Source organism: Mesorhizobium sp. M1004 (genome assembly GCF_040318795.1).
Lineage (GTDB): Bacteria > Pseudomonadota > Alphaproteobacteria > Rhizobiales > Rhizobiaceae > Mesorhizobium.
Window position 1 is genome coordinate 709,662 of sequence record NZ_JAMYNB010000001.1, and the last position, 16,030, is coordinate 725,691.

The 16,030-nt window shown below is 63.3% G+C and carries 16 protein-coding genes; 6 read left to right on the top strand and 10 right to left on the bottom strand.

Going from position 1 to position 16,030, the window contains the following annotated elements; genetic code table 11:
• Nucleotides 1-32: 32 nt before the first annotated feature.
• Nucleotides 33-1,298, bottom strand: coding sequence for a hypothetical protein (locus NKH54_RS03460; protein WP_353027712.1), 1,266 nt, complete (start codon nucleotides 1,296-1,298; stop codon nucleotides 33-35).
• A 146-nt stretch (nucleotides 1,299-1,444) separates the two neighbouring features.
• Between NKH54_RS03460 and NKH54_RS03465 the strand changes: the two genes are divergently transcribed.
• Both NKH54_RS03465 and NKH54_RS03470 read left to right on the top strand, forming a co-directional pair.
• Nucleotides 1,445-2,491 carry a CapA family protein gene (locus NKH54_RS03465; RefSeq protein WP_023751231.1) on the top strand — a complete coding sequence of 349 codons (1,047 nt, stop codon included), beginning with the start codon at nucleotides 1,445-1,447 and terminating at the stop codon, nucleotides 2,489-2,491.
• 46 nt (nucleotides 2,492-2,537) lie between these two features.
• A complete protein-coding gene (locus NKH54_RS03470) occupies nucleotides 2,538-3,515 on the top strand; it encodes a hypothetical protein (RefSeq protein WP_352757669.1) in 978 nt (325 codons plus the stop codon).
• Between the two features lie 28 nt (nucleotides 3,516-3,543).
• On the opposite strand, the gene NKH54_RS03475 is transcribed toward NKH54_RS03470, so the two are convergent.
• The 3 genes from NKH54_RS03475 to NKH54_RS03485 all read right to left on the bottom strand — a co-directional run bounded on the left by NKH54_RS03475 (nucleotide 3,544) and on the right by NKH54_RS03485 (nucleotide 5,667).
• Complete coding sequence (locus NKH54_RS03475; protein ID WP_023691556.1) at nucleotides 3,544-4,545, bottom strand: serine hydrolase domain-containing protein; 1,002 nt, start codon at nucleotides 4,543-4,545, stop codon at nucleotides 3,544-3,546.
• Between the two features lie 11 nt (nucleotides 4,546-4,556).
• Nucleotides 4,557-5,051: a YegJ family protein gene (locus tag NKH54_RS03480; protein WP_023741084.1), complete on the bottom strand. Its 495-nt coding sequence runs from the start codon at nucleotides 5,049-5,051 to the stop codon at nucleotides 4,557-4,559.
• Nucleotides 5,052-5,151: 100 nt separating this feature from the next.
• A complete protein-coding gene (locus NKH54_RS03485; RefSeq protein ID WP_023672002.1) occupies nucleotides 5,152-5,667 on the bottom strand; it encodes a hypothetical protein in 516 nt (171 codons plus the stop codon).
• A 286-nt stretch (nucleotides 5,668-5,953) separates the two neighbouring features.
• On the opposite strand from NKH54_RS03485, the gene NKH54_RS03490 reads away from it, so the two are divergent.
• Nucleotides 5,954-6,586: a hypothetical protein gene (locus NKH54_RS03490; RefSeq protein ID WP_156933370.1), complete on the top strand. Its 633-nt coding sequence runs from the start codon at nucleotides 5,954-5,956 to the stop codon at nucleotides 6,584-6,586.
• Nucleotides 6,587-6,623: 37 nt separating this feature from the next.
• On the opposite strand, the gene NKH54_RS03495 is transcribed toward NKH54_RS03490, so the two are convergent.
• Nucleotides 6,624-6,941 (bottom strand): hypothetical protein, encoded by a 318-nt coding sequence (locus tag NKH54_RS03495; protein WP_023724937.1) that lies wholly within the window; start codon nucleotides 6,939-6,941, stop codon nucleotides 6,624-6,626.
• 661 nt (nucleotides 6,942-7,602) lie between these two features.
• On the opposite strand from NKH54_RS03495, the gene NKH54_RS03500 reads away from it, so the two are divergent.
• Nucleotides 7,603-8,541 (top strand): diacylglycerol/lipid kinase family protein, encoded by a 939-nt coding sequence (locus NKH54_RS03500; RefSeq protein WP_353027713.1) that lies wholly within the window; start codon nucleotides 7,603-7,605, stop codon nucleotides 8,539-8,541.
• A 92-nt stretch (nucleotides 8,542-8,633) separates the two neighbouring features.
• Here NKH54_RS03500 and NKH54_RS03505 read toward each other — a convergent pair whose 3' ends face one another.
• The 3 genes from NKH54_RS03505 to NKH54_RS03515 are packed head-to-tail and all read right to left on the bottom strand — an operon-like array spanning nucleotide 8,634 to nucleotide 12,375.
• Nucleotides 8,634-9,551, bottom strand: a complete 918-nt coding sequence (locus tag NKH54_RS03505) for an NAD(P)-dependent oxidoreductase (RefSeq protein WP_023683741.1) — start codon at nucleotides 9,549-9,551, stop codon at nucleotides 8,634-8,636.
• The gene (locus NKH54_RS03510; protein ID WP_023691553.1) at nucleotides 9,548-10,762 is read right to left on the bottom strand and encodes a mandelate racemase/muconate lactonizing enzyme family protein; all 1,215 of its coding nucleotides are present in this window, start codon (nucleotides 10,760-10,762) and stop codon (nucleotides 9,548-9,550) included. Before NKH54_RS03510 ends, NKH54_RS03505 begins: the two co-directional genes overlap by 4 nt.
• A complete protein-coding gene (locus NKH54_RS03515; protein WP_023741088.1) occupies nucleotides 10,759-12,375 on the bottom strand; it encodes a GMC family oxidoreductase in 1,617 nt (538 codons plus the stop codon). The genes NKH54_RS03510 and NKH54_RS03515 overlap by 4 nt, the downstream gene beginning before the upstream one ends.
• A 223-nt stretch (nucleotides 12,376-12,598) precedes the next feature.
• On the opposite strand from NKH54_RS03515, the gene NKH54_RS03520 reads away from it, so the two are divergent.
• The gene (locus NKH54_RS03520; protein WP_023671995.1) at nucleotides 12,599-12,994 is read left to right on the top strand and encodes an acyl-CoA thioesterase; all 396 of its coding nucleotides are present in this window, start codon (nucleotides 12,599-12,601) and stop codon (nucleotides 12,992-12,994) included.
• Nucleotides 12,995-13,494: 500 nt separating this feature from the next.
• Here the strand turns inward: NKH54_RS03520 and NKH54_RS03525 are convergent, their stop codons facing one another.
• On the bottom strand, nucleotides 13,495-13,863 hold the full coding sequence (locus NKH54_RS03525; RefSeq protein WP_023683744.1) for a winged helix-turn-helix transcriptional regulator: 369 nt from the start codon (nucleotides 13,861-13,863) through the stop codon (nucleotides 13,495-13,497).
• Between the two features lie 89 nt (nucleotides 13,864-13,952).
• Between NKH54_RS03525 and NKH54_RS03530 the strand changes: the two genes are divergently transcribed.
• Nucleotides 13,953-14,558, top strand: coding sequence for an NADPH-dependent FMN reductase (locus NKH54_RS03530; RefSeq protein ID WP_023671992.1), 606 nt, complete (start codon nucleotides 13,953-13,955; stop codon nucleotides 14,556-14,558).
• A 165-nt stretch (nucleotides 14,559-14,723) separates the two neighbouring features.
• Here NKH54_RS03530 and NKH54_RS03535 read toward each other — a convergent pair whose 3' ends face one another.
• Nucleotides 14,724-16,019, bottom strand: coding sequence for a glucoamylase family protein (locus NKH54_RS03535; RefSeq protein WP_023683745.1), 1,296 nt, complete (start codon nucleotides 16,017-16,019; stop codon nucleotides 14,724-14,726).
• Nucleotides 16,020-16,030: the final 11 nt, after the last annotated feature.

Genomic DNA, 16,030 nt, shown 5'->3' on the forward strand with positions numbered 1-16,030 from the left:
GGAGCTGTGTCACGCAAAGCCGGGCCACCTGCTCAATTGAACCACAGCGCGAAGGTCAAAAACCCACCGCCACCGAACTGACGCTGGATCTGGTCGAACTCGCCGCTGGTCACGATCTCACCGCTCTCGAGGTAGGGCGCGATGGCCGGGCCGGTAATCGACAGCACGAGGTCGAAAGGCTTCGGTTCTTCGAAGAAACGCTTTATGTTGATGCCCTGGCCGGTGCTGGCCGTGATGCGGAAATGCGGCAGCAGCTTGCGGCCTTCCAAAAGGTCTTCGGCCATGGTCAGAGTGGCGAGCCAGGCCTCGACCTGCTCCTCGCCGACTTCGAGCCCGGTGAGCGGGTTCTCGCCCTTCTGCTGCGGTCCCGGCAACCATTCGCGGTCATTGTCGGTCTCGGCGCGGATCGCCTTCCAGTCCTGGCGCGACAGCCGGATCATTTCGAGCAGATGGCGGCGCGCCGCTTGACGTCGCTCGGGCTCGACCACCGGCCAGTTGAAGAGGTGAACCATGGAGATGAAATCCGCGATGCGCCATTCCGATGAGAAGATGCTGCTGCCCATGTCCCCGGCGGGAGGCACCAGAACGTCCTGCAGCGGCAGTTTGGCGCGCGGGAACAGCATGTGGAACGAGCCGTCGAACATGGTCCTGAAATCATGCGCCAGCCAGAAATCGGCCTGCGCCATCAGGAATTCGGCATAGCCCTGCAGCCAGAAACCGTCGGCCCGGTCGAAGCGGAATGTGAGTGAGGGAGCGGCGCCGTCCGACGAGATACCGCCGCGCGACAGCGAGGCCATGATCGCGGCCATGCTTTCATCCGGCGCGATGGCACCGTCTTCGTTGAGATCGATGCCGGCATGGGTGAGGTCGACGACCATGCCGATATCGGCATCGGCGGGTACCGAGCCCAGAGTGGCCGCGGATGTCTCCAGCCGGTCGCGGAAGGCGACCAGAATGGCGCGGAACTGCTCATAGGTCAGCGGTTCGGGATCGGGATTGTCCGGAATCGGCAGCCGCATCAGCGGCAGCATGAAGGATTGCGGGCTTTCGAACCCGTGGCGGTGCAGACCGCCGGCGAGGATTTCCAGCGCGGTGAAGAATTCGCCGGCGCCGGCGGCATAGGCTGACGCCGGATCGCCCTGGGCTGCAGCCTCGAGCGTGGTAAGCGCGGCGTTGCGCTCCGTCACCGTTTTGGCCTCGAACAAAGCGGTTGCCGCTTCGGGCGCGGCGGCGCGGGCCGAAGATAAAAGCAGCAACAGGAGGAGGGCGGACGCCAGCAGGCCTGCAAAACGTGTCATCTCATCCCTCCACTATGCGATGCGCAGACATTACACGCATTTGGCGCCGTGTCTGCCGGCGGCAGTGTTTCAAGGACTGACGGTCGACACTTCCCGGGCAGACCGTCTACACAAGCTAACCGATTGGGCAAACGATTGGGCGTCGCGTGTCGAATTATCCGCTTTCCTACAAACTGTCATGGCTGCCGCGCTTCCTGAAACCGTCTCTCGGCGGCGATGTCAGGGATTTTGCACCGAGGGCGGCGACGACGATCATCGATCCGCCGCCGGGGCGGAAGGTGCGGCTGGCCTTTGTCGGCGATATTTCGGCGGTGGCCAACCGTAGTGCGCCGGAGTGCGATCCGGAAATCGCAAAGCTCTTGGGCTCAGCCGATCTGGTGATCGGCAATTGCGAAAGTCCGGTCGTCGAGCGGCCGAGCGTGGCGTTTGGCACGCGGCTTGGCACGCACCATGCGATGAGCGAGCGGTTTCTTGCCGCGGCGCTTGCCGCCGTAGGCATCGCGCGTGAAAAGCTCGTGCTGTCGCTGGCCAACAACCATGTGCTCGACCAGGGCGTCGCCGGTTTCGACGAGACCGTTGCGGCGTTGAAGCGGCTTGGAATCCGCACCATCGGCACCGCGAAAAAAGGACCGGTCGAGCAGGTCAAGGCCGGGCCGCTGACGATCGGCTTTGCCGCCTTCACACTGTGGCGCAATGGTGACGCCGGGCCATTCACCGAGCTTGTCTCGATGCAAGGCGATCCGGCGGCATGGCCGAGAGGCGCGGCCGACAAGAACATCGATCTCACCTGTGCGGTGCCGCACTGGGACTGGGAGTTCCGGCATTTTCCGCAGCCGCAAACGCAAACGCTGGCGAGGTTGCTGGCCGGTCACGGCGTGGGGCTGATTGCCGGGCACCACGCCCATGTCGTGCAGCCGGTGCAATGGGTCGGCAAGACGCTCGTGGCTTACGGGCTTGGCGACTTCCTCGGCACGGCGCTGGCGCGGCAGCCCTGGCCCGGCCGCATCGCCGGCATTTTCGTCGTCGATGTCAGCGCAGATCTCGGCATGCGCGGTGCGATCGCCGGGTACCGGATGCATCCCTTCATGCGGCTGCGCGCAGGCGGGCATGAGCGGCTGGTTCCGGTCGAGGCGCTGACTGGCCGGGTGAAGGGCAAGGTCCAGGCCAGGCTGAAGGCGATCTTTGGCGACTGACAACTTTCCCGTTATCATAGGTATAATAGGACTTTGCGAGGGGGCGATGGAAGCAGCTGAGTTCATGCCTGATGAAGCGGTGGTCGCCGGCATCAGGAAGAATATCGAGATCTATGAGGCTGGACGGGCTTCGGCCTACCGCCAGGTGCGCTGGCGGGTGCCGGTGTTTCTGGGGCTGCTGCTGGTTTTTGTCGTGCTGGTGGCCTGGCTGTTCAACAAGGTCGCCGACTTGAACGAGCAATGGTTCTCGACGCCGCATGTGTTCCTCTATGTCGGCGGTTTCTTCGCGGCGCTGCTGCTGTACTTCCTGGCGATCAGGCCGGCGACGCGGCTGCAGCAATCGTTCCGTGACACGCTGCTGCCGATCATCTTCGGCTTCATCAGGGATGTGCGCTATCAGCACAGCGTGACGCCGAATTCCTTCGACCGGCTGCCGCGCGCCGTGGTCGGCGCCTTCAACCGGCAGAGCTTCGACGACATCGTGTCAGGCCGCTACGAGGATTTTCCGTTCGAGCTCTACGAGGCGGAGTTGCGCCAAGGTTCGGGCAAAGGCTCGTCGACGGTCTTCAAGGGCGTCGTCGTCGCCTTCGAGACCATTGCGCCGTTCCCCGGCATATTGGTCGCGACGCGCCGCAGCAACGCGGTGGTCGGTTTCTTCCGCGGCATCTTCGCCGGCAAGATGCAGGAACTGTCCAGCGGCGATCCGCTGCTCGACGGCGACTACGAATTTCGCACCGACAATGTCGCCGCCGCGCAGCCGCTGGTGAGCGGCCGGTTGGCGCAGGCGCTGAAATGGCTGCACGAGACATGGCGCGATGATCCGGCGCGGGTGGCACTTAATGGCAGCGATGGTTTCCTGCTCTTGCCGCAGCCGAAGAATTTCTTCGAACTGCCCGCCATTTCCGTGCCACTCGATTACACCAAGCACATCGCCCCGATGATCGCCGATATGGGCGCGATCTTGGCGACCGCGGCGCTGGTGCGCAAGATCGGCGCGACGGATGGCGAGGCGGCCGCAAGCTAGGCAGTTCCCGATTGCAACAAGCCGCCATTCATCCGGGTGCGGCTCTCGCGACAAGGCGGACAATATCGCCGAGCCTGCGCTGCTCCTCGGCGGATCTGGAGCGGCTGACCGCCAGATTGACGACTACCAGTTCGGCTGCCGGCAAGACGCCGATCATCTGACCGAAACCGCCATGGGCGAAATAGCGAACCCTGGGCAAATCCGCATTGCGAAGAACGGTGGCTTCGGACTGGGCTTCGCCATCACGGCCGGTCGTCCACCACATGTAGCCATAGCCGCTTCCGTCTGGAGTGATCGAATAAGCCTTTGTGCTGTCTTCGATCCACGCCCGCGGCACGATCTCCGTGCCGCGCCAGCTGCCTTTGCGCAGGTACAGAAGGCCGAATCGGGCAAGATCGCGCGCGGTCATGCGAAAATGATAGGCGGGGTGCTCCGATTCGGGGCCGCGCAAATACGCGCCGTCGTCAGGGTGAAAATCCTGCATGCCGAGCGGGACGGCGATGTCGGCATGGAAGCCGTCAAAAACGGAGCGGCCGGTTGCCCTCTCATAGATGGTGCCAAGGGCGTTGAAGTCCCAATTGTTGTAATACCAGTGGCTGTCCCTGGGGTGGCTGCCGCGGACGGGCCGGTCGGCTTTCATCTGTTCGGATTCGGCGAGCGCCGGGTGGTAAATCCCGGACCGAGCCTTGATGAGATCGCCGACTGTTGCCTGCTTTTCGGCTTCGCTCAACGACGGCGCGACATCATCGATGCCGAGCTCGCCCAGCGTGTTGTCCAGACGAATGCGTCCGCGCTTGACCTCGATGCCGATTAGAGCGCTCAGCAGGCTTTTGCGGACCGAGCGGATGACGACTTTTTTCGAGGCCGAACCGCTGGATGCGACGACAGATCCGCGATGGATGGCCACAGACGCTATCGAACCAAATTGCCGTGCCGCTGCTTTCGCCTCGGCGAGGAGATCGACGTTCCATCCGGCATCGGCCGCCGATACGACGTTCCATTTTTCGCCGGGATATTCAGCCCCTTTCATGTCGCCGCGCCTCAGCAGTCGAAGCCGTAGTTCTGGCGATAATATTCGACATCTTCTTGCGCCATCGTCTTGAACATCACGCAGACGGTGAAGCTGCCGACCTGGCGACCGTTTTTGGTGTAGCCCCAGTCGGAAATATCGTCCCGGTTGAATTCGAGTTCCTGGCCGGCCACGACATTGTGCACCGCTTGCGGCTCATTGGCCAATGTTCCTGCAAATCCGGTCGAGGTCTTGTGGAAGGGGATGATCCAGAAATGCTCCGAGGCGTCTCCGTCCCTGACCTCGACTTTCAATTTGTAGCTGGTTGTCCCGGCTGGCGGCGCATCCGACAAGGACAGGAATTCATCGAGGCTGGCGCGCGCCTGCGCAATGGCCGCCGCCATGTCCGGATCGTCCCTGGCGACGCCTACAACCTTGTCGCCGCCCTGGCCGGAATCCTGCGCACCGGCCGGAATCGGCGCCAAGGCCAGCACCAGGGACAACACGGTTCGAACTGCATGCTTCATGAAATGGCGCTCCTGCGTGTCGATGCTGACACCATCATGCATCTATCTGGAGTTTTCAACGGCAGTGCGACAGCGTGGTATGGTCCGAACGGCAGGCCGCTCACAACCCGCTCGGCACCAGCCCTGCCAGCCAGTTCGCGGACCGCTTGGCAATGCCGACCGTTGCCGACGCGACGCGGCCGAGATCTGTCTTGACAACGGCGTAGCCGTTCCTGGTGCGGTAGAGCACGCCTGTTCCGCCATCGACCACTTGCTCGTAGGCGACGGGCCGTACCGCTGCTGCCTCCATGGCCGTCGTCGGGGAGCCGACGGGAACGCTCGGCCGATGGCTCAGTTCCGGCGGCAACGGGGTTTGGACATTCCGGCTGGCGGGCTTCAGTTCCGGGCGGGATGCGGCCGCCGCCAGTTGCGAAGAAGACGCCGACCCCTTGCTGCGGCAGATGCCAGAGACCAGCGGATAGTCGAAGTTCTTCTGGTGCAGCATCTGGCTTTTCATCGCCGCTTCGCAGTCGGCGATGGTCGCCCACTTCGCCGGCGTCTCGCCGATATATTCGCAAAGCTTGGCGTCGCAGTCGCAGCCGACAATGGTCATGGCGACAAGGGCGGTCTTGATCACGGTCTTGTCCTTCGGATTGCCCCCCGGCAGCCAGTCCTTCCATCGCGCGCGAACAAGGCGGGATTTTGGCCGCGATCACGCGATGAGCCGGGGGATGCGTTTTTCGGGTACGGCTCACTATAGGTGGATTTCGAGACACCCGGTAGCAGATAGGGCGGGAGCGTGATGCATTTGCAGGAAGAAGCCTGAATAAATCTTGTCGGCTATGGCCGCGACAACTGTTTCTTGGCCCGGTTTTCTACTACGATACTCACGGGGCGATACAACAATATAGGAGGGGGTTGTCATGGGAAGAATTGTCCGGTCCGCTGAGCCTGTGCCGAAAAGGGATTCAACGCTCGAGGGCGTTCCAGGCGATGCTCCGCTCGGCGTCGACGATGACAAGAAAGAAGATCAAGGATCGAAAGGCGGCGACGGCTATCTCGACCGGGTTGCGAAGTACGTGCCTGCCGAAGTCGTGGCATTTTTCATCTTCGTCAACTCCATCCTGGTCAATGCCACTGAGCAGCCGGTTGCCAAGGCGTTGACCGATGCGGTGGCGGAAGAGACCAAAGGCAATCCGGGGGACATTCCGGGTAAGGTGCAGGCAGCCATCTATAAGATTGAAATGGCCGGTATCAGCGTCTGGACCATTTCATGGATCATGTTGATCGTCGCGCTGGCGATGACGCCGGTGTATCTGAAATCGGTCAGCGATTCAGCCGACAATGCGGAGGCTCCGGGAGCCAACATCGTCATGTCGATGCTCGCCTTCCCATTCTGGGCCTATGCCGTCAACGCGCTGGCCCTCAGGCCATGGCATGACGGTGCGCTGGCCAGCATCATGCTCGCCACCTTCACGCTCATCAGCGGCGCCATACGGCCGGAATATATAAACGCTGGCCTCAATTTGGTCCCGGGCATCGGCCCGAAGAAGTAGCTCGGCCCGCCGGGCAGGCCGCGTGCAGGGCGCGGCTTCAGTTGTAGACGCGCTCAAGCCTCGCGCCTGCTTCGAACAGCGCCGGCAGCACGATGTGCAGTTTGCGCACGGCGACGATCAGCCCGGTGCGACGGGTGGCCGGATCGATCGGAAACGGTTGGCTGAACAGCGCCCGGGCGCCTTCGGGCGGAGCGAAGTCTGCCGCCGAAAGCACGGTGAGCATGATCGCGTCATTGCCACCGATCTCGACGAAGGACACGCCTCTGTCGATCAGGCGCGGGATCATGTCGGTGAATTGCTGATCGCGCCTGGTGATGAAGATGGTGCCGTCAGCGCCGAAATCGCGCTCCAGCAAAGTATCGGCTTCTTCACGCGTCGCTTCGCCGACTGGACCCTTAGCCCAAAAGACAGTCGGCGCCGGGATTTCTCCCAGCGCCTCCCTGTCAGATCAGGACACGGTCGCGGCAGCAACTTCCGTAAAGTCGTCGCGCCATGCCGGCCTTGATTTTGACGGTCCTGCCAGTCACCGCCCGAGGGCAGTGCCCGTTCCAGACCACGCCGTGCTCCACCCTTGCGAGCTTCGCCCAGCGCGCCATCGAAGGTTTTCGCCGTCCTTCATGGCAGCATCGGTCCGCCGTTGGCGTTCGCACGCTTTCCGCGGCCCCGTAGGTCTCGGCATCCGTCCCTCGAACAAGCAAGCCTGCTCTCGCTTCGGGCCGTACGGGCCTCAGGAAATCCGCCTTTTCGCTTTGCCTTTCGGCGTGGCGATCGGTAGCCGCCTGAGATGGGTTAAACTTACGCCGGGTAAGGGTTTTGGGGAATGGGCGTGAGCCTGTGGATAACGGGATTATCGGGGATCGTTTGCCACAAAGCTCGGAATTTCGACTCCAGTTGCATTAGACAGCCCGCCCGCTTTTTGGCGCCTGATCGGCTGTGCCCCTTGCTCCGCCGGCTGGCGCGGGCTTCAATGCCGGCAAAGCATCGAGCCTATCGGCTCGGTGCGGGGAGGGTGCGCATTGAAAGTCGGGGTGGTGCTCAATCCGATTGCCGGCGGCGGCCGGCTGAAACGGCATTGGCCGGAGGTCGCTGCATCGCTGAAAAAGCATTTCGGCGAATTCGAGCTGCGCGAGACGCAGGCCGAGGGCGACGCCGAAAGGCTGGCGCTCGACCTCGCGGCAAGCGGCTTCGAGCTGGTGATCGCGGCCGGCGGCGACGGCACCGCCAGCGAGGTGGCCGACGGATTGCTGCAGGCATTCGATGAGAGCGGCCGGACAACCGAACTTGCCTTGCTGCCTTGCGGCACCGGCATCGATTTCGCGCGCGGGCTCGGGCTGCCGAAAGAGGTGGATGCGGTGCTGAAGCGGATCGCCGAAGCCAAGGCGCGCAAGGTCGATGCCGGGCGCATCTGCTACATCGACGACCATGGCGCGCTGGCCAGCCGGCACTTCATCAATATCGCCAGCCTCGGCCTATCCGGCGCCACGGACCGTGCGGTCAATGCCGACAAGCGCAAGGGCAGGATGTCGGCCAAGGCGCTGTTTTTCTGGCGCACCGTGGTCGAGTTCATCCGCTACCGCTTCCAGGATGTCCGGATCACCGTCGACGATGGCACCCCGGTCGAGGCGCGCATGGCGCTGGTGGCGGTCGCCAACGGAAAGTTCTTCGGCGGCGGCATGATGATCGCCCCGGACGCCGAACTCGCCGACGGCCAGTTCGACATCGTCATCCTGCGCGCGGCCGGCAAGCTCAAGCTGATCTGGGACATCCGCCTGCTCTATGGCGGACGGCATCGTAACCATCCCGCCATCACCATCCTGCGCGGCCGGAAAGTGGTGGTCGAACCGATCGGCGATGTCGAGAAGAATAGCGCGCTGGTCGACATAGACGGCGAGTCGCCGGGGCGTATACCCGCGACGTTTGAGATCCTGCCCGGAGCGCTGACGCTGAGATATTGAATCAAGGCGTTGAGGGATTGATTCAGGTGGTTTGAGCGGCGATTCCGGCGAACCGGCCAAGGACATGAAATCGCAGGACATATTTACCCGGCTTAGCTTTCCAGCTTGGCTGGGAAACCGGGCGCGCGCAGATCCATGTCGACGGCATCCTCGAGCAGTTTGACGATCTGGGTCGACCAGGCGCCGCCGCCATATTCCTGTTTGCCCATCAGGAAAATCTCACTCACAAGCGGCGCCAGTTGGAGTGGCAGTCTGAACTCCCTGCCCATCGCAAGCGCAAAGCCGAGGTCCTTCAGTGCCAGGTCCATGGTGAAGCCAATGTCGTAGGAGCCGTTGAGGATGAGCTGGCTTTCGGTCTCATGGACGAAGCTGTTGCCGGAGGAGGCGACGATGGCGTGGTAGGATTGCGCGAGGTCGAGGCCGCCTTGCTTGGCCAACATCAGCGCCTCGCCGGCGGCGACGAGATGGATGAAGGCCAGCATGTTGGTGATCACCTTGATCACCGCCGCCGAGCCGACCGGACCCATCAGGAACGACTTTGCGCACATCGCTTCGATGGCCGGACGATGGCGCTCGTAAAGCGCAGCATCGCCGCCGACAAGCGCGGTGATCTTTCCGACCGCGGCCAGATGCACGCCGCCGGTGACCGGGCACTCCAGCGTCTCGATGCCTTTGGCCGCGGCGAGGGCGGCTAGGCGCAGGATCTCGTCGCGGCCGTTGGTCGACATCTCGATCCAGGAGCCGCCCCTGGGCAGACCCTCGAGCAGGCCGCCGGCATTCGCCAGCACCGCTTCGCTGACCTTGGGCGAGGGCAGGCAAGTAATGGCATTGCCGGCCTGTGCCGCCGCTTCGGCCGGGCTGGTCGCGGCCGTGGCGCCGAGCGCCACGAGGCGCTCGACGGCGGCGGGGTCGCGGTCGAAGACGATGACGACAAAACCGTTGCGCAACAGGCTGGCGGCAAGGTTGCCGCCGAGATGGCCAAGGCCGATGAAGGCGTAGCGTTCGCTCACGGCATCAGCGGCGTTTGCATCATCTGCAAATGCAGGTCCTTGCCGGTGTAGGGATGCGCGTCGCAGACCGCTTCGTCCAGCTCGACGCCGAGGCCCGGCTCCTTCGATGGAATGACATTGCCGTCCTGCCATTCGATCTTCTTCTTGAGCAGTGTCGCGTGGAAGCCGTCCCACTGCTTCAGCGATTCCAGGATGAGGAAATTGGGCAGCGTCACCGCCAGCTGGATGTTGGCGGCGCCAACGATCGGCCCACAATAGCAGTGCGGCGCGATCTGGATGTGGTAGGCCTCGGCCATGGCGGCGATCTTCTTGGTTTCGAGAATGCCGCCTGAGCGGCCAAGGTCCGGTTGCAGGATGGTGGCGGCGCGGTTCTCGATCACGCGAGCGAATTCGAACTTCGTGGTCAACCGCTCGCCGGTGGCGATCGGGATCGAGGTGCCGCGGGCGACATGCGCCATCACTTCGGGCATGTCCGGCGGGACCGGCTCTTCGAACCACAAGGGATCGTAGGGCTCGATGGCTCGTGCCATGCGCAGCGCACCCGACGCGGTGAACTGGCCATGCGTGCCGAACAGAATATCGGCGCGGGTGCCGACCGCTTCGCGGATCGCCTTGACCATGCGGGTGGAGACATCGATGTCGATCAGGCGCGGCTGGTGGCCGTCGAAGGCGGTGTAGGGGCCTGCCGGGTCGAGCTTGACGGCGTTGAACCCCTGCTCGACATATTCGAGCGCGCAGGCGGCCGCCAATTCGGGGTCATTGTAGACGTTCCGGCCGTCCGGCGCGTCCTCCGAATGGACGCTGCCGGTGTGCGGATAGAGATAGGTGTAGGAGCGCAGCGTCTCGTGCACCTGGCCGCCGAGCAGTTTGTAGACCGGCTTGTCGGCTTCCTTGCCGACAATGTCCCAGCAGGCCATTTCCAGCGCCGAGAAACAGCCCATGCCGGTAACGTCGGGGCGCTGGGTAAATCCTGAGGAATAGGCGCGGCGGAAGAAGGTCTCGATGTCATGCGGATCGTGGCCGATCAGGTAACGCTCGGCCATGTCCTCGACCAGCTTCGCTGTTATGTGAGCCGAGAAGGTGGCGTTGTAGGCCTCGCCGTAACCGACGACGCCGCCATCGGTGGTCAGCTTGACGAAGATGAAATACTTGCCGCCGATGCCGGGCGGCGGGTTGCCGACTACCCAGGTCTTGACGTCGGTGATCTTCATTTTTGGTCCTCCAGAACCAGTTCGGCGCCCTTCCATCCGGTCATGACCGAGGCGGCGTTGGTGTTGCCGGTGATGTTGGCGGGAAAGATCGAGGCGTCGATGACACGCAGACCTGCGAGCCCGTGCACTTTCAGGCGCGGGTCGACGACGGCGGCCCCGGCGCCCGGCCCCATGCGGCACGTCGAGACCGGGTGATAGACGGTGCCTGAGCGCTTCCTGAAATCCTGGATCAGATCGGCATCCGATTGGATCGATGGGCCCGGCAAAACCTCCTCAGTGATGATCTCGGCCATGGCGGGCATCGAGGCTATCTTGCGCACGAATTTCACCGCCGCCAGCATCTCGTCGACATCGGCGTTGGTGGAATAGGCGTTGGCGACGATCCTGGGATAGTCCAGCGGATTGCTGGAGCGGATCATGATCTCGCCGCGGCTGGACGGGCGGCAGTTGGAGAGGCCGATGGAAAAGCCCGGCCACGGATCCGGCGTCAGGATCGGCCGCTCGCCGCTCTTCGGAATGACGGTCGAGAAAGCCTGGAAATAAAGCTGCATGTTGGGGCGCGAAAACGCCAGGTCGGTTCGGAAGAAGCCGCCGCCATGGTTCATCGACAGCGACAGCGGGCCGGAGCGGGTGAGGATGTACCGCATGCCGACCAGCAGCTTGCCCCACCAGGGCCGCAGGATTTGGTTGAGCGTCGGCACGTTTCCCTTGAAGGTATAGTTGATGCCGACATGGTCCTGCAGATGCGCGCCGACATTTTCGTTGCCGTGGACGACCGGGATGCCAAGCCCCTTGAGCAGTGACGAGGGGCCGACGCCGGACAGTTGCAGCAGCTGCGGCGAGTTGATCGAACCGGCGGACAGGATCACCTCGCGGCCGGCCCGCGCCGTCTTGGTCTCGCCGTTCTGCAGATATTCGATGCCGACGGCTCGCTTGCCCTCGAACAGGATTCTGGTCGCCAGCGCATTGGCTTCGACGCGCACATTCGCGCGCTTCATCGCCGGGCGCAGGAAGGCGCGCGCGGCCGACATGCGGCGGCCATTCCTGGTCGAGATCTGGTAGACGCCGACGCCTTCCTGGGCGGCGCCGTTGAAGTCAGGGTTGAGCGGCAGCCCAGCCTGCTGGCCGGCTGCGAGGTAGCGCCTGGTCAGCGGATGGACGGCGTTCGTCGTGTCGGTGATATGCAGCGGCCCGCCGGTGCCGCGCCATCTGTCGGCGCCGGCCTCATTGTCCTCAAGCGCCTTGAAGCCCGGCAACAGATCGTCATAGCCCCAACCGGGATTTCCGGCATCGCGCCAGTCGTCAAAGTCCTCGCGCGCGCCACGGATCCAGACCATGGCGTTGATCGAGCTGGAGCCGCCAAGCAGCTTGCCGCGCGGCCAATGGTCGACATTGCCGGCAAGGCCGGGGTCCGGCTCGGGCTTGTAGTTCCAGTTGACCGCGGGGTCGAAGAAAGTCTTGCCGTAGCCAAGCGGCATCTGGACATAGAAGCGGCGGTCGCTGCCGCCGGCTTCCAGCACCAGCACGGAGTAACGGCCGGAAGCCGACAGCCTGTCGGCGAGAACCGAGCCGGCTGAGCCGGAGCCGACGATGATGAAGTCATAAGTCTGCATGATTGGTGTTGGCGGCTCCGCAAAACTGAGCGCAGCCTATCCGCGACGGCTTGGCCGCGCCCCTGCGGCTTCCGGCATGGCTTGTGAAAAAAGCGACCGTGAGACGCCTGGTCGGAAAAGCCACCATGGAACCGACATTGCGCCGGGAGCCTCGCCCGTCGCGTTGACCTCTTGGGTCCATGACGCTACGGGATCAAGGGCTATCGCTTCAGGGGAATCTCGGATGGTGCATTACGCGGACGGACGGCCGATCGGCGATCTGACCTTGCGTACGCTCGCCATGCCGGCCGATGCAAATGCGGCCGGCGACATCTTTGGCGGCTGGGTGATGGCGCAGATGGATCTTGCCTGCGGCATCCGTGCGGCCGAGCGGGCCAAGGGTCGCGTGGTGACGGCGGCTGTCAAGGAAATGTCCTTCGCCAAGGCGATGAAGATCGGCGACACGCTGTGCATCTACACCCATGTCGAGCGCGTCGGCCGCACCTCCATGACGCTCAAGGTCGAGGCCTGGGCGCAACGCTACCTCTCCGACCTGATGGAGAAGGTCACCCACGCCGATTTCGTCATGGTGGCGCTGGATAGCGACGGCAAGCCGAAGCCGATTCCAACCGAAAGTTGACATCGTCGATTCTGCCAAGCTTGCGCTTATGTAACATCCCCCGCGCGGGCGATGCGCTGCGCGACATCCAATGGTTGCCTTCACATCCGATTCTGCGGGCGGCGGAGGGAAGACAATGCGTCAACACATGCTGAACGGCTGGCTCGTGGCGGCCCTCGTCGCGGTGATCTGCCTGCTTGGCACGACCGCTTATACCGAGATCAGGAAAGAGCTTCCAAGCGTTGCCTGCACGCACGACCGGACCGTTGGCAACGAGCGGACCGCCCACCGGTCTGCAAGGGTAGAGACGTGCGGCGCAGTGTGTTGCAGCAACCCTGCGTCAAAGGCCTGAGGGCCCGTCAGCGGAAGACCTCGTCAGCCTCAAAATGATGATGCGCCGGCGAACGAAACGCTGCAGCTATGTCGCGATGGCGTGACCAACGATGCAAGGGCGGATCCAGTTAAACCCGGGTACGCGTCGTCGACGGCAAAATCCGTAAACTATTGCTGGGCAACGGTTTTCAGGCGTGCACGCCATCGAATCTTTCACGCGCCGCCTGGACCCGCGAGGTGTTCTTCCGCGCCCATTCGCCGAGCGCGCCGACCGGCACCAGCAGCTCATGGCCGAGCTCCGTCAGCTCATAGTCGACGCGTGGCGGGATGGTCGGGAACACGGTTCGGGTGACGAAGCCGTCGCGCTCAAGACCGCGCAAGGTGGTGGTCAGCATCTTCTGCGAAATGCCGCCGACAGCGGCGCGCAACTCATTGAAACGCAGCGGTCCGCCGCCCAGCTTGCCGACGACCAGAACGGTCCATTTGTCGCCGACGCGCTGCAGGATTTCCGAGACGGCGCGGCAGTCTTCGGTGTTGTGCGGGTGCCTCAGTAACATAACGGTGCCTCCTTGCGCTGCCATTTGTCAGTATCTCATATAGCGCCGGTATCCAAACGATACCAGCTTTTGCATATATGGAGAGCCCCATGTCCAAGCCCAAAATCGCCATCGTCGTCGGTTCGACACGCGCCGCGCGTTTCGCCGATGTGCCCGCCCAGTGGATCGCCAAGATCGCGAAATCTCATGCCGACATCGACGTCGAGACCGTCGACCTGCGCGACTGGCCGCTGCCCTTCTTCGACGAGGTCGCCTCGTCCGCCTGGGCGCCGTCGCAGAACGAAGTTGCCCAGCGCTGGCAAAAGAAGGTCGCCGAGTTCGACGGCTTCATCTTCACCGCCGCCGAATACAATCATGGCCCGACGGCCGTGCTGAAGAACGCCATCGATTACGCCGCCAATGAATGGAACAAGAAGCCGGCCGGTTTCGTCGGCTATGGCAGCGTCGGCGGCTCGCGCGCTGTCGAACATTTGCGTCTTGCCGCGGTCGAATTGCAGATGGCGCCGGTCAAATCCGCCGTTCACATTGCCTGGAGCGATTTCCTGGCGGTGCGCCAGGGCGAGAAGAAGCTCGAGGAGATCGAGCATCTGAACCAGGCTGCCACGGCGCTGGTCAACGACGTTGCCTGGTGGGCCCGCGTGCTCAAGGCAGCGCGTCAGGCCGACGCGATTGCCGGCGAAGCCCAGGCGGCCTGAGCCTTATCCTCCCAAGGATCGATGATTTTTCCAAAGGGCGGCGTTTGCGCCGCCCTTTTTCATTCACGTGAAGAGGCGCTCTCGGCTCCCTTGGCCGGATGGTGGAGTCGGACCGGCAAGGTCGCGCTGATGCCTTGACGATCCCGCGCGAAGGATCGCCGCCTGTCACAGCCACCCGCTGGAAAACCCGGCCCGGCGCAGTCCTGTGGTGATGGCCGGCACGCGGCGCATCAATCGCCACAGGAAGTCGGACCGGTAGTTCTCGATCATCAGGGCGATCGGCCCCTGGTTGATGCCGACATGGTCCGGCGATACCCAACCGCAGGCGCGGCCGTCGTCGGCAGCGATCGTCGGGTTGAAGCTCGCGGTGAAGCCGTAAGGGTTGCCGTCGCGCAGGTCCATCTCGTGGAAATGGCGCAGCGCCGGCAGCACGATTTCCGGCGCAAAAGGCAAGGAGGCGATTGCCGCCCATGGCGACAGCGTGCCGTCATCGGGGCCAAACGGTGCGCCGCGGGCGAGATAACCGAAGAAGCGGCGTCCATCGGCTCGCCGCGCGATCGGACCTGGGCCGTCGCTGGCGGTGACGCCCCAGCAATTCTCGCCATAGCCCGCGAACCCCCTCGGATTGCGGATTGCGTAATCGCGCTGCAGATACGTCGCCTGGCGGCTGTTTTCGAAATAGTCGCTGTCGTGACCCTGCATGAAAGCATCGCGGATGTCGCGAAAATCGATCCAGATATGCGAGAACTGGTGGATGAAAAGCGGGCCGGCATAGACCATCTCGCGGCCGTAGATTGTCTTCCACTTATAGGTGGACAGCCAGGCCGCGTAGCTCTCGGGCGGCAGCGAGTGGGTCGGCGAACCGAGACCCAGAACGTACAGGATCAGCGCCTCGTCAAATCCTTCCCAGCGGTAGCGCAGAAAGCCTTTTCCAGGCCGCCAGCCATGGGTGACGGTGGCGCCGCCGTTCTGCGCCCAGCGCCAGTCGGCACGGCGGTAGAGCGCATCGGCAAGCTTGCGGATTTCCAGTTCGAGCTCATCGTCCTCGTCGAAATAAGCGCCGGCAGCCAGAACACCGGCAAGCAGAAGTGCGGTATCGATCGTGGACAGTTCGCAATTCCAGACGCGGCGGCCGGTCTTCATGTCGAGGAAATGATAGTAGAAACCCTTGTAGCCGGTGGCATCGGGCTCCGGCCCGTGCGGGGCGTTCCAGAAGAAGCGAAGCGTGGCGAGCGTCCGCTCGATTGCGGCATCGCGCGTCATGAAACCGCGCTCGACACCGACGGGATAGGACGACAAAGCGAGCCCGACAGCGGCTATGCTGGCAGGCGACGTTGGCGTGTTGCGGTCGGCGACCAGGCCGTTGGCAGGGTTGGCCTCGTTGAGAAAATACTCGAAGGACAGGCGCTGGATATCTTGGAGAAGCTCGTCGTTTAGCGCGTGTTCGTTCGATGCATCCATGACAATCGATA

Bases quoted from the DNA above. Each gene is read 5' to 3' on its own strand.
- NKH54_RS03510 (WP_023691553.1), bottom strand. From the start codon at position 10,762: ATGAAGATCACCGACGTCAAGACCTGGGTAGTCGGCAACCCGCCGCCC.
- NKH54_RS03535 (WP_023683745.1), bottom strand. From the start codon at position 16,019: ATGGATGCATCGAACGAACACGCGCTAAACGACGAGCTTCTCCAAGAT.
- NKH54_RS03515 (WP_023741088.1), bottom strand. From the start codon at position 12,375: ATGCAGACTTATGACTTCATCATCGTCGGCTCCGGCTCAGCCGGCTCG.
- NKH54_RS03520 (WP_023671995.1), top strand. From the start codon at position 12,599: ATGGTGCATTACGCGGACGGACGGCCGATCGGCGATCTGACCTTGCGT.
- NKH54_RS03525 (WP_023683744.1), bottom strand. From the start codon at position 13,863: ATGTTACTGAGGCACCCGCACAACACCGAAGACTGCCGCGCCGTCTCG.
- NKH54_RS03475 (WP_023691556.1), bottom strand. From the start codon at position 4,545: ATGAAAGGGGCTGAATATCCCGGCGAAAAATGGAACGTCGTATCGGCG.
- NKH54_RS03480 (WP_023741084.1), bottom strand. From the start codon at position 5,051: ATGAAGCATGCAGTTCGAACCGTGTTGTCCCTGGTGCTGGCCTTGGCG.
- NKH54_RS03470 (WP_352757669.1), top strand. From the start codon at position 2,538: ATGGAAGCAGCTGAGTTCATGCCTGATGAAGCGGTGGTCGCCGGCATC.
- NKH54_RS03530 (WP_023671992.1), top strand. From the start codon at position 13,953: ATGTCCAAGCCCAAAATCGCCATCGTCGTCGGTTCGACACGCGCCGCG.
- NKH54_RS03460 (WP_353027712.1), bottom strand. From the start codon at position 1,298: ATGACACGTTTTGCAGGCCTGCTGGCGTCCGCCCTCCTCCTGTTGCTG.
- NKH54_RS03490 (WP_156933370.1), top strand. From the start codon at position 5,954: ATGGGAAGAATTGTCCGGTCCGCTGAGCCTGTGCCGAAAAGGGATTCA.